Source organism: Burkholderia sp. DN3021 (genome assembly GCF_049805555.1).
Classification (GTDB): domain Bacteria; phylum Pseudomonadota; class Gammaproteobacteria; order Burkholderiales; family Burkholderiaceae; genus Burkholderia; species Burkholderia pyrrocinia_C.
Genome location: NZ_JBNCAB010000137.1, coordinates 1 through 11,920, shown reverse-complemented (window position 1 = coordinate 11,920; position 11,920 = coordinate 1). Strand labels below are relative to the sequence as shown.

The 11,920-nt window shown below is 64.1% G+C and carries 13 protein-coding genes and 1 tRNA gene; 9 read left to right on the top strand and 5 right to left on the bottom strand.

The features are described 5' to 3' along the window. Positions 1 to 280: 280 nt before the first annotated feature. From ACPUER_RS34760 to ACPUER_RS34745, 4 genes are all read left to right on the top strand, one after another. Entirely contained in the window at positions 281 to 1,060 is a 780-nt protein-coding gene (locus ACPUER_RS34760) for a rolling circle replication-associated protein (RefSeq protein WP_425133330.1), read from the top strand. An 87-nt stretch (positions 1,061 to 1,147) separates the two neighbouring features. Continuing rightward, positions 1,148 to 1,999, top strand: coding sequence for a tyrosine-type recombinase/integrase (locus ACPUER_RS34755; RefSeq protein ID WP_124598665.1), 852 nt, complete (start codon positions 1,148 to 1,150; stop codon positions 1,997 to 1,999). 113 nt (positions 2,000 to 2,112) lie between these two features. Next, positions 2,113 to 2,571 (top strand): hypothetical protein, encoded by a 459-nt coding sequence (locus tag ACPUER_RS34750; protein ID WP_085509326.1) that lies wholly within the window; start codon positions 2,113 to 2,115, stop codon positions 2,569 to 2,571. A 10-nt stretch (positions 2,572 to 2,581) separates the two neighbouring features. Then, positions 2,582 to 2,836, top strand: coding sequence for a type II toxin-antitoxin system RelE/ParE family toxin (locus ACPUER_RS34745; RefSeq protein WP_425133329.1), 255 nt, complete (start codon positions 2,582 to 2,584; stop codon positions 2,834 to 2,836). Between the two features lie 51 nt (positions 2,837 to 2,887). On the opposite strand, the gene ACPUER_RS34740 is transcribed toward ACPUER_RS34745, so the two are convergent. The 4 genes from ACPUER_RS34740 to ACPUER_RS34725 all read right to left on the bottom strand — a co-directional run bounded on the left by ACPUER_RS34740 (position 2,888) and on the right by ACPUER_RS34725 (position 4,915). Then, complete coding sequence (locus tag ACPUER_RS34740; RefSeq protein WP_425133328.1) at positions 2,888 to 3,457, bottom strand: hypothetical protein; 570 nt, start codon at positions 3,455 to 3,457, stop codon at positions 2,888 to 2,890. 62 nt (positions 3,458 to 3,519) lie between these two features. Further along, entirely contained in the window at positions 3,520 to 4,071 is a 552-nt protein-coding gene (locus tag ACPUER_RS34735) for a hypothetical protein (RefSeq protein WP_425133327.1), read from the bottom strand. 204 nt (positions 4,072 to 4,275) lie between these two features. Continuing rightward, positions 4,276 to 4,350: transfer RNA gene (locus tag ACPUER_RS34730), tRNA-Val, on the bottom strand. A gap of 82 nt (positions 4,351 to 4,432) precedes the next feature. Further along, positions 4,433 to 4,915, bottom strand: coding sequence for an Lrp/AsnC family transcriptional regulator (locus ACPUER_RS34725; protein ID WP_027784903.1), 483 nt, complete (start codon positions 4,913 to 4,915; stop codon positions 4,433 to 4,435). A gap of 192 nt (positions 4,916 to 5,107) precedes the next feature. Here ACPUER_RS34725 and ACPUER_RS34720 point away from each other — a divergent pair, with 192 nt between their 5' ends. From ACPUER_RS34720 to ACPUER_RS34705, 4 genes are all read left to right on the top strand, one after another. Then, positions 5,108 to 6,322, top strand: a complete 1,215-nt coding sequence (locus tag ACPUER_RS34720; RefSeq protein ID WP_425133326.1) for an amino acid aminotransferase — start codon at positions 5,108 to 5,110, stop codon at positions 6,320 to 6,322. Between the two features lie 33 nt (positions 6,323 to 6,355). Next, positions 6,356 to 6,742 (top strand): RidA family protein, encoded by a 387-nt coding sequence (locus tag ACPUER_RS34715; protein ID WP_310141574.1) that lies wholly within the window; start codon positions 6,356 to 6,358, stop codon positions 6,740 to 6,742. Between the two features lie 71 nt (positions 6,743 to 6,813). Further along, a complete protein-coding gene (locus tag ACPUER_RS34710; RefSeq protein ID WP_425133325.1) occupies positions 6,814 to 7,884 on the top strand; it encodes a porin in 1,071 nt (356 codons plus the stop codon). A 91-nt stretch (positions 7,885 to 7,975) separates the two neighbouring features. Continuing rightward, positions 7,976 to 9,394, top strand: coding sequence for an amino acid permease (locus ACPUER_RS34705; protein WP_425133324.1), 1,419 nt, complete (start codon positions 7,976 to 7,978; stop codon positions 9,392 to 9,394). Between the two features lie 25 nt (positions 9,395 to 9,419). On the opposite strand, the gene ACPUER_RS34700 is transcribed toward ACPUER_RS34705, so the two are convergent. After that, positions 9,420 to 10,322, bottom strand: a complete 903-nt coding sequence (locus tag ACPUER_RS34700; RefSeq protein ID WP_310141576.1) for a LysR family transcriptional regulator — start codon at positions 10,320 to 10,322, stop codon at positions 9,420 to 9,422. 174 nt (positions 10,323 to 10,496) lie between these two features. On the opposite strand from ACPUER_RS34700, the gene ACPUER_RS34695 reads away from it, so the two are divergent. After that, the coding region (locus tag ACPUER_RS34695) for an acyl-CoA dehydrogenase family protein (RefSeq protein WP_425133323.1) at positions 10,497 to 11,920 on the top strand (1,424 nt) is incomplete at its 3' end.

Genomic DNA, 11,920 nt, shown 5'->3' with positions numbered 1-11,920 from the left:
GGGCTGTGTAGTGGGTGGGGGGTGGGGGTGGGCGGTTGGTGGGGGGTGTTTTGGGGGGGGGGGGCGGCCCAACGCAACCGGTCGGGCGGGGGGGGGCCCGCGCCCCCCGCGGCCCCTAAACTTGTATCAGGGACACTTAACGGATACGGGATACGGGACACGGACGCCGGCATCGAGCGAGGCGGAGCAAGGACAGAAAGGCAGTTCAGAAAAAAGAAAAGCCCTGAACGCGGCAACGGTCAGGGCTTGGTGAAACAGCGCATTACAAGGACAAGTTGCAATGCACGACGCAAGTATAGGCGACTTCTCGCCGTTTCGTAGAGAGTGGGTGATCCGTGGCCGGAATTTTGGCGACGGTCAGGTCGAAGTGACGGCGACGCGGTTCGATCGGTACATGGGCGCGCTGTCGTTGAATGCGATGCCTAAGGCGAAGCGCGGCGAGTCGGAGAACAGCGAATCGAACCTGATGGACGCAGCGAAACGCGCCAAGCAACAGGTGCGGCTCCGCTGTAAAGCGATTGGAGCGGATCGAATGATCACGTTGACGTACCGCGAGAACATGCAAGACAAAGCCCGCCTGAAGCGTGATTTCGACGCGCTGCGCCGTCGCCTGTCGAAGCTCTCTAGCTTCCAATATGTGGCGACGCCGGAACGTCAGAAGCGCGGCGCATGGCACCTGCACGTCGCCGTCAAGGGCCGTCAGAACTATCGCGTGCTGCGCTCGATCTGGCAAAGCATCGTGGGCGTCGGCAACGGCCAAGTCAACGTGCGGAACCCGTTCAAGGAAAAGGGGCTGCGGCACAAGCTCGCGGCCTATCTCGCGAAGTACATCACCAAGGATTTCGCGGAGCATGCGCTGAACGAAAAGCGGTACTGGACGAGCCGCGGCGTGGTCGTCCCGGAAGTCATGCCGATTGATCACATCACGTCGAATGATCCTGCCGAGGCGTTGAAGACTGCATTTAATGCGGCATTGCGAGCGGGTGCGACATTGGATCGTTGTCAGGCATTTTGGCGGCATGAGTTAGGGGTGTTCTGGTTATCGACACGAGAAAATTAGAATCAATATTGTTAATTAATTATTGATTCGCGTTGCGGGCTTAAACGTCGATATTATTGGAGTTCAACGGCGTGAGAGGGCTGGTGGATGACATTCGAAGAAGTAATAGACGTATACCTCGCGTCGAAAAATAATCGAAGCAGGCAGCGCGAGCTATACGCATTGAAGCGGCTCCGGCCGTACTTCGCGGACAGAGATTTGTGCGCGCTGAAGCGGGTCGATGTGAGGCGGTACATTGCTGTTAGGCAGGCGGATGGTGTGCTTGAATCGACAATACAGCGCGAACTGCGTGTCTTTTCTGCGGCCATCAATTTTGTGCGATTGGAATATGATCGGCCGGATTTGCCGAATCCCGTCATTAGGCTTGCTATGTCGTCCGGGGCGGCTAGGGTTCGTTGGATTAGTCGGCAGGACGCCGATGCGCTGGTGATATGTGCTTCACGCTTCGCACGTCGACCGCATTTGCCAAACTTCATTCGGCTTGCTTTGCATACCGGTTGCCGCAAAAACGAACTGTTGAAACTTGAATGGTCGCGAGTGGATTTTGATCGAGCGGTTTTGTCGCTGGAGCCGGGTGATACGAAGAACGGCAAACGCCGCGTTGTGCCGCTGAACGATGAAGCGATGGCGGCTTTGAGGGATCAGCGTGAATGGGTGCGGGTAACGGAGCCTCGTTCGCCGTGGGTGTTCGCGGTGGCGTCGGGCGGTCGGATGACGACGATTCAGAAGGGTTTCCGCGCCGCGTGCGTTCGTGCGGGGATCGACGATTTCAGGGTGCACGACTTGCGCCACACCTTCGCCTCTTGGCTCGTCATGGCGGGCGTGTCGCTGTACGTCGTGAAGGATTTGCTCGGGCACTCGTCGATAACGGTGACGGAGCGGTACGCGCATCTGGCCCCGCATATGGGGCGCGAGGCGGTGCGGACGCTGCACGCCTAGGCGTGAGGCGGTGACGACTGGATGAGGTTTTACGTCAAATAATGGGGGCTGAGTGCTATTGACTGTGGCACGATGTATTATAGATCGTGCCGTTATCTTCTAAAGGTTGTGCCATGAAAACGTTAGATGTGTCTCAGGCTGCTGCCGCAGCACACGCGGGCGGTGTCCTGTCGGCTGTCCTCAAGGCTGAGGGCGGTTCATTTTACGTCGAGCTGGAGACACGGACGGCCGGAACGGCTGTGCTGGTCACGTCGAACAATCGTCGGCCGCGTGCGTTCCGGAACCCCGTCAAGGCGCTTGAGGTGATCCGCGAGCTTGGGTTGCAGTCGGGGCGTTTCTCGCTCGAAGCATGGCGACCGGATGAGGTCGAGATCGAGCGTTCAGGCCGTCCGGACCGTGCAGCGGCGATGAAGCAGACGCACGCGAATGCGGCGGCCTATGACAAATGGTTGCGCGAGCAAGTGCAGGCGTCGATCGACGACCCGCGCCCGAGCATCGAGCATGAGGACGTGATGAAAAAGGCTCTGGCCCGTGTCGAAGCGATGAGAAAGGGAAAGCGTGCTAAGACTTAAGTGGCGGCCGTTGGCCGAGGAAGATCTGTTGTGTATCTTGGAGTTTATCGGGGAGGACGATCCGGATGCTGCATTAGCCCTGGTGCATATGATTCGTGAAAAGGCGGAGGGGTTGAGGGTTCGCCCGAGACTGTACCGAGCGGGGCGCGTATCAGGAACGCGAGAGATGGTGGTGCATCACAACTACATTGTCGTGTACAGCATTGATGCAGACGTGGTCGAGATTCTGAACGTGAAGCATTCCCGGCAACAGTGGCCAGATTGACGGGGATGCAGCAACAGCTAGAGCGATTCTTTTTTGCAATAGTGCGCAGTGTCAGAGCATCCCGTTCGCGCGGGAGATAAAAAGCACGGCCCGCACGATCCAATATAGGATCGCAAACCCGCCGAGCAACGCGGAAACGCCGAGCAGCACTTCCACGGGCTTGGGGAATTTCCGCACGATGTGAAAGCGGACATTTTTGGCGGGGCCATCCTTTGAGCGGATGCCGACCAAGACAGGGGGTGTGGCATGGCTCAGTACCTGAAGTTGTAGCCACTCCTTTGCCCCCAGCGAACCGACGTTGATGGTATGGGTCCCATCCGCCGCTACCGTTTCTGCGTAGTCGCGGCGTGGGTGAAGCTGGAAATGATCCACCTTGGTCTGGTGCATTATCTGTACGTCCTCGGCGGCCTTGCGCCCAAGATTCTGCACCGTCAATGTGGAGGTTTGGATGCGCAATGGGTTTGGGGGTATCGGGAGCGAAAACAGAAAGTCATGCGGTATCCACCAGCCCAGCTTTGCTCCCGGTTCCAGCCTGCGCTGGATAGCCCAAAACAGGAAGCCGATTACACCCGTTACGATTGCGCTTATCAGCTTGTCCGAAAGTGTTTCGATTCCTGGCATGATGCCCCCCTTGTCGCAGGTTATTCTCTGTCCGCTGTCCCGTTGGATCGTGCGGCCTTGCGTTATTTTCCCATCGCCGCGTTTTCAGCCTCGCAGGGCTTGCATGGCCCCGACCATCCAAATTTGCCGTCTGCCTTCTGTACGATCGTGGGGAATCCGTTGGCTGCCCGCGCGGCGCTACAGTTGGGCCAGCGCTTGTTGAACGCGCGAACGATCATCTGATCGGGCGGCATGAATTTGTCGAGCCATCGCGGCCCGCCGTCCTTCGTCAGCAGGTCAACCGCCATGACCTGCACCCCGCTCATCGGTATGTCGCTGTAATTGCTCGGACAAGCGGCTTCTACGGCTTTTAGCTCGGGCGTCACTGCGTACTCTGGATTGCCGCCGAATACGTAACCCGCATCAAACAAGGCTTTCTTGGTCTGCGGCTCGCATTGCATCCAAGCTGTCGCCTCTGCTGCAGTCGCGGGTGGGTTCTTCGAATTGATGGATGCCCAACAGCTATCGAACCATTGCTGTCCGGTCTGGTAGAACCATCCCGCGTGTAGTCCCCATGCGACTACCCCGGCAATGAGCACCATGCCCAAGGCCGTGCCATCGTCTTTGCTGCTCATGTCAGCCCCGTCTGTTGGTCTTATCGGGTGGATTATCAGTCGCCAATGGCGGGCGGGCAATTGCCGCGTGTGGCATGCCTCGACGAACGAAAAAAAAAAGCCCTGCGAGTGCAGGGCTTTTTCTTTGCCTAGTGGCTTTGCGCTGGCGCCGGAAAGAACTGCTCGATCCAGCGTTTAACGCGTTGCCACAAGCGGCGAATTCTTTGGTGGGCGGTACTGGGATCGAACCAGTGACCCCTGCCGTGTGAAGGCAGTGCTCTACCGCTGAGCTAACCGCCCAAAGAAGCTGAAATTATGTCAGAGCTTTTGGGGTTCGTAAAGCCCTTTCTGCAAATTTTTTTCAGGCCCGCGCAACGATCGGTCAGCCGGCCGTCGACGGCTCGACGAGATCGAGGATCGAACCGTCGCGCTTGAGCGTCGCGAGCACGATGCTCGAATTGATCGACATCACGCCCGCCGCGCGGTGCAGCCGGTTGATCACGAAGTCCGAGTAGTGATCGAGGTCGCGCGCGCGAACCGTCAGCACGTAGTTCGATCCGCCCGTCACGATCTGCGCCGCGATGACTTCCGGCCACTGCTGGATCGCCTCGACGAACCGGTCGTGCCACTCAGGCACGTCCGGCCGCATCGACACATGCACGAGCGCCTCGAACGCGACGCCGACCTTCTTCGGCTCGATCGTGCAGCGATACCCCGAAATGGCACCGCGTTCCTCGAGCAGCTTCACGCGCCGCAGGCACGCCGACGGCGACAGCGCGACCGCGTTCGCGAGGTCCTGATTGCTGATGCGTCCGTCACGTTCGAGGTGCCGGAGGATTCGCATGTCGGTTCGATCCAGAGCCATTTCGCAGAATCCGGTGAATTTTAAGATGGGAATCGCAGACTCTACTGCAATCGGGCCGGTTCGTCATCGAAAAATGAAGCTCATTCTATTTCGTCCTCGATAACATGCGCCCCCATGCCTCGACCGCACGGCCCGACGCAACGCGATGTCGCCGGTCGTGCCGCCGCCTTCAATCTTTACCGTCATTCCGCCATGTACGAACACATTCCCGCCTATCCGGGCGATCCGATCCTGTCGCTGTTCCAGGCGTTCCAGCAGGACGCGCATCCGCATAAGGTCAACCTGAGCATCGGCCTCTACTACGACGACGCGGGCCGGATTCCGGTGCTCGACAGCACGCGCATCGCGGCCGGGCGCGTGCGCGAAGCCGGTGCGCCGCACACGTATCTGCCGATGGAAGGGCTCGCCGCGTATCGACAGGGCGTGCAGCGTCTCGTGTTCGGCGACGATTGCGCGGCGCTCGCGGAAGGGCGCATCGCGACGCTGCAGACGCTCGGCGGATCGGGCGCGATCCGGCTCGGTGCGGAATTCGTGAAGCGCTATTTCCCCGACAGCGCGATCTGGATCAGCGACCCGACGTGGGACAACCATCGCGTGATCTTCTCGGCGGCCGGCCTCGACGTGCATACGTATCCGTACTACGACGCTGCGCGCAACGACATCCGCGTCGACGCGATGCTCGCGACGCTCGATGCGTTGCCGGCGCGCAGTGTCGTGCTGCTGCAGCCGTGCTGCCACAATCCGACAGGGCTCGACCTCGACCGCGATGCATGGCGCGCGGTGATCGACGTGCTCGCGCGGCGCGGGCTGATTCCGTTCCTCGACATGGCGTACCAGGGTTTCGGCGACGGTCTGGCCGACGACGCATGGGCCGTGCGCACGATCGTCGATGCGGGGCTGCCGGCGATCGTCGGCAACTCGTTCTCGAAGAACTTCTCGCTGTACGGCGAGCGCGTCGGCGGGTTGTCGATCGTCTGCGCGAACGACGGCGAGGCCGCGACGGTGCTGAGCCAGTTGCAGGCCGGCGTGCGACGTACCTATTCGAGCCCGCCGCTGTTCGGTGCGCAGCTCGTGTCGACGGTGCTGAACGACGACGTGCTGCGCGCGCGCTGGGAAGACGAAGTCGCGCAGGTGCGCACGCGCATCAAGCGGATGCGCGGCGAGCTGAAGGCGCGCCTCGATACGCGCCTGCCGGGACGCGCGTTCGACGCGCTCGTCGCGCAGCGCGGGATGTTCAGCTATACGGGCATCGCCGCGGCCGACGTCGACCGGCTGCGGGCATCGCACGGCGTCTATCTGCTGCGCTCGGGCCGCATGTGCATCGCGGGCCTGAACGACGCGAACGTCGACCATGTCGCGAACGCGATCGCCGACGTGCTCGGCGGTGCGTCGCGCCACGCCGCCTGAGCGTCCCGATCCAGATCATAAGGAGGACAAACGATGGCTGAAACGATCCCGGTCGACTTGCCGCAGCTTGCGCAACCGTTCTCGTGGGCGACCCGCGCGGGCGGGCTGATGTTTACCGGTCACGGGCCGGTCGCTGCGTCCGGCGCGATCGTCGGCGACACGATGGCCGAGCAGGCGCGCGTCACGCTCGCGAATCTCGCGAAGGCCGTCGCGGCGGCCGGCGCGACGATGGACGATGTCGCGCAGGTGCTCGTCTACCTGTCCGACGTGAAGGCGATGCCCGAATTCGACGCCGAATACCGGCGTCACTTCCGCGAACCGTATCCGAACCGTACGTGTGTCGGCGTGCAGGGTTTCGCGCATCCGGCGATGTGCGTCGAGCTCGTCGCGTACGTCGCGCTGCCCGTGGCGCGCATCTAGCAGGAACGCCGCGTTGCGCGGCGTGCAGTTACCACAATCATCGAGAAACGAGAACAGGACTGGAGGAGAGCATGATGAAGACCTATCGATTCGCACTGCCAATGATGATGGCCGCGCTCACCGCGAGCGGCGCGATGGCGCAGAGCGGCGTGACGCTGTACGGCATCGTCGACCAGAGCATCCGCTACACGACGCATGCCGACGCGTCGAACGACGCGAGCGTGCAGATGACCAACGGCGCGATCACGAACAGCCGCTGGGGGCTTAAGGGGAGCGAAGCGCTCGGCGGCGGGCTGCAGGCGATCTTCCGGCTCGAGAGCGGCTTCGAGCCGCAAAACGGGCAGCTCGACGGTGCGTTGTTCGGCCGCTACGCGTATGTCGGCCTCGCGAGCGACTGGGGCACCGTGAAGCTCGGTCGCCAGGCGACCGAGGCGTTCAACCTGTTCGGCGATCTCGATCCGCTGACGGTCGGCAACTACACGGCCAACATGTGGCCGTACTTCCTCACGCAAGGCCGCGCGAGCAACGTCGTCAGCTACGACGGCACGTTCGGCGGGCTGAACGTCGGCGCGAGCTACGGCTTCGGCGGCGTCGCGGGCAGCCTCGGCGCGAATGCATACTGGGGCACGCACGTGTCGTACACGCAGGGCGGCCTGATGGTCGGCGCGACGTACCAGCAGGTGCGCGACCTGAAGAGCCGCGCGCAGCAGGCGTGGGGTGCGGGCGCGCGCTACGCGTTCGGTGCGGCGACGCTGTACGCGGGTTATCTCGGCGGCATCGATCGCTCGGGCGTGCTCGACGAGACGCTGCTGAACGCGCCGGGCCGCCAGGTGAGCTACGGGTCGTTCGCGGACAACCCGCGCCGCGACGCGATCTTCTACACGGGCGCGAGCGTCAAGGTCACGCCGGCGGTGTCGGTGACGGGCGTCGCGTATTACGACGACATCCGCAACGTCAACGGCGTCGCCGGCAACGGCGGCAAGCGCTATACGGGCGTGCTCGAGGCCGAGTACGCGCTGTCGAAGGCGACGCAGGTCTACGCGACGGTCGACTACAACCGCGTGACCGGCGGCGCATTCACCGAAATGTCCGGGCGCGGCAACCAGACGGGCATCGCGGCCGGCCTGCGCCATCTGTTCTGAACCCGCGGCGCGCGGCGGCCGGCCGGTCCGGCGCCGGCCCGCGCGCAGCCGACGTTTCGACCGGACAATCGCTTTCGAACGAGGTCATTCGATGCAATCAGAAGGGCAATTCCAGCATATCGCGGCGCGCGAGCAAGGTCTGCGCCGCACGCTTTCCGCGCGGCAGATGGCGATGATCGCGATCGGCGGCGCCATCGGCACCGGTCTTTTTCTCGGCAGCGGCTTCGCGATCGGCTTCGCGGGCCCGAGCGTGCTCGTCAGCTACGCGATCGGCGCATTCATCTCGCTGCTGCTGATGGGCTGTCTCGCCGAGATGACGGTCGCGCACCCGACATCCGGTTCGTTCGGCGCGTACGCCGAACACTATGTGAGCCCGTGGGCCGGGTTCCTCGTGCGCTACGCGTACTGGGCGTGCATCGTGCTCGCGGTCGGCACCGAGGTCACCGCGATCGCGCTGTACATGAAGTACTGGTTGCCCGGCGTGCCGGGCTGGCTGTGGATCGTCGGTTTCTCGGCGCTGCTGGTGTTCGTCAACGCGCGCAGCGTCGACGTGTTCGGCGCGGTCGAATACGGTTTCTCGGTCGTGAAGATCGCGGCGATCGTCGGCTTCATCGTGCTCGGCGCGTATATCGTGTTCGGCAATCCGGGGCTGGTCGGCGACGGCGCGGCACGCGCGGGCTTCCACCATTACACGGATCGCGGCGGCTTCTTTCCGAAGGGCCCGTGGGGGACGTGGGTCGCGGTGATCGTGTCGATCTTCAGCTACCTGAGCATCGAGATGATCGCGGTCGCGGCCGGCGAAGCGGAGGATCCCGAGCGCGCGGTTACGCGTGCGTTCCGCTCGACGATCGTGCGGCTCGTGCTGTTCTACCTCGTCACGCTCGCGCTGATGCTCGCGATCGTCCCGTGGACGGCGGCAGGGCGCGACGAAAGCCCGTTCGTGAAGGTGATGGAGGCGATCCGCCTGCCGGGCGCGGCCGGGCTGATCAACTTCGTCGTGCTGGTTGCCGCGCTGTCCGCGATGAACAGCCAGCTCTACATCACGACGCGGATGATGTTCAGCCTGTCGCGCGCGGGGCACGCACCCAAGGCGCTCGGCGAAGTGAACGCGCGCGGCGTGCCGTTCGGCGCGCTGATGCTGTCGACGCTCGGCATCGCGCTCGCGACGGTGCTGAGCGTGCTGTATCCGGACGCGTCGTTCACGATCATGATGGCGGTGTCGATGTTCGGCGCGCTGTTCACGTGGATGATGATCTTCGTCACGCATTACTGTTTCCGGCGGCGCCGCGCGGCGCTCGGCCTGCCGACGCCTGCGTTCCGGATGCGCGGTTTTCCGCTGCTGACGCTGCTCGGCGCGGGCCTGATGCTCGCGGTGATGGTGACGACCTACTTCACGGCCGAATTCCACATGACGCTGATCTTCGGCATTCCGTTCCTGATCGCGCTGTCGGTCGTGTACGCGGTGTGGTATCGGCGTGCGCAGCCGGTGCTGCAGCCCGAAGCGAAGTAGCGAAGTAGCGGAGCCGTGCTCCTGCTCAACCCGCGAGCGCGGGCAGTGCGTCGATCGATGCGCGCACGTAGTCGGCGAAGCGCAGCGCCACCGGTTCGGAGGTGCCGCTGCGCTTCAGCGCGAGCGTGCGCGATTCGAGCGAAGCATCCTTCAGCGGCCGGAACGCGAGCCGGTCGCTTTTCACCTGCTGCAGCACGCGCGGCACCAGCGCGATACCCATCCCGAACTCGATCATCGACAGGATCGTCTGCCACAGCCGCGCTTCGTGGCGGATCAGCGGGCTGAATCCCGCATTCACGCACTGCGCGATGATCAGGTCGTGATAGTGCGGCGCCGCTTCGCGCGGAAACAGGATGAACGGTTCCGCCGCGAGCGCGGCGAGCGCAACCTGCTTGCGACGTGCGAGCGGATGCGCGGCCGGCAGGCAGCATACGAACGGCTCCGCATAGACGGGCGCCGATTCGACCTCGGGCGGGAAGTGACCCCAGTGCGCATAACCGAGATCGATCTGGCCGCGCTGGATTGCCTGCACCTGCGCGTGCGTGTTCATCTCGCTCAGCACGACCTCGACGCCCGGGTAGTCGGCCTCGAAGCGCCGCACCGCATCGGGCAGCCCGCGATACAGCATCGAATGGACGAAGCCGATCCGCAGCCGGCCCGCGAGGCCCGACGCGGAGCGTACCGTCAGGCGCTCGGCCTCGGCCGCCTGCAGCAGCAGCCGGCGCGCTTCGCCGAGCAGCACCTCGCCCGCGTTGGTCAGCGCAACGGTCTTGTTGGTGCGCGAGAAAAGCTGCACGCCGAGCGCTTCCTCGAACTTGCGGATGTCGAAACTCAGCGCCGGCTGCGAGATGAACAGGCGTTTTGCCGCGCGCCCGAAATGCAGTTCCTCGGCGACCGCCACGAAGTAGCGCAACTGCCTCAGTTCCATGGTGTCGCCTCCCCGGCGTCAGCATCGATAAGCGATATCTATCGTACCGGATAAATCCTGTATTGGACGCTTATCGATCGCGCGCCTACGCTCTGCGGAAGCCTTTGCACAGGATCGGCCGGGCGCCGCGGCGCCAGCCACGGCCGATGCGCCGGCAACCCAGGAGACGCACGCATGAACGATACCGCCCGCACGCCGGATACCGGCGCATCCAACATCCCCGACAGCCGGGGCATCGATTTCTTCGCCGCCGATCCCGATCTCGGCGCGTTGCTGAAGCTGCATCTCGGCGACGCGCACTATGCCGAACTCGAACCGCAGCTCCGTGCGCTCGGCGCGCGCGTATCGGGTGAGCTCGACGAATGGGCGTCGCGCGCGGACAAGCACCCGCCCGTGCTCGAGCACCGCAACCGGCGCGGCGAGGCCGTGCAGCGGATCGACAAGGATCCCGCGTATGTCGCGCTCGAACGCGTCGCGTATTCGGAGCTCGGGCTCGCGGCGCTGAGCCACCGGTCCGAATCCGTGCCGCCGCTCGTCAAGTACGCGCTGACGTTCCTGTTCGTGCAGGCGGAATTCGGGCTGTGCTGCCCGGTCAGCATGACCGATTCGCTGACGCGCACGCTGCGCCGCTTCGGCGATCCGGCGCTCGTCGCGCGCTACCTGCCGATGCTCGCGTCGCGCGACTTCGACACGCTGTACCAGGGTGCGATGTTCATGACCGAGCAGGCGGCCGGCTCCGACGTCGGCCGCATCGCGACGCGCGCGGCGCGCGAGACCGACGCGCACGGCGAGACCGTCTGGCGCCTGACCGGCGACAAGTGGTTCTGCTCGAACGCGGATGCCGATCTCGCGATGGTGCTCGCGCGGCCCGACGGCGCGCCGGACGGCATCAAGGGTCTCGCGCTGTTCCTGCTGCCGAAGACGCTGCCGGACGGCACGCGCAACCGTTACCGGATCGTGCGACTGAAGGACAAGCTCGGCAGCCGTTCGATGGCGAGCGGCGAGATCGCGCTCGAAGGCGCGCAGGCCTACCTGATCGGCGAGATCGGTCGCGGTTTCCACCAGATGGCCGACATGATCAACATGTCGCGGCTGTCGAACGGCGTGCGCGCGGCCGGGCTGATGCGGCGCGCGCTGAACGAGGCGCTGCACGTCGCCGCGCACCGCGAGGCCTTCGGCCGCAAGCTGATCGAGATGCCGCTGATGCAGCGCCAGTTGATGAAGATGCTGCTGCCGGCAGAGGCCGCGCGCGCGATGTTCATGCAGATCGCGCTGCTGCTGCCGCAGGCCGATGCGGGCGACGAGCAGGCCGCTCGCTGCGTGCGGATCCTGACGCCGCTGATCAAGTTCCGTGCGTGCCGCGATGCGCGCCGCGTGACGGGCGACGCGATGGAAGTGCGCGGCGGCACCGGCTACATCGAAGAGTGGAGCGACGCGCGGGTCGTGCGCGATGCGCATCTCGGCTCGATCTGGGAAGGCACGAGCAACATCGTCGCGCTCGACGTCGCGCGAGCCGCGCAGCGCGAGCACGCGCTCGACGCGCTGCGCGCGTTCCTCGGCGACCGGCTCGGCGCGGCGCCGCTGCCCGACGCGAGCCG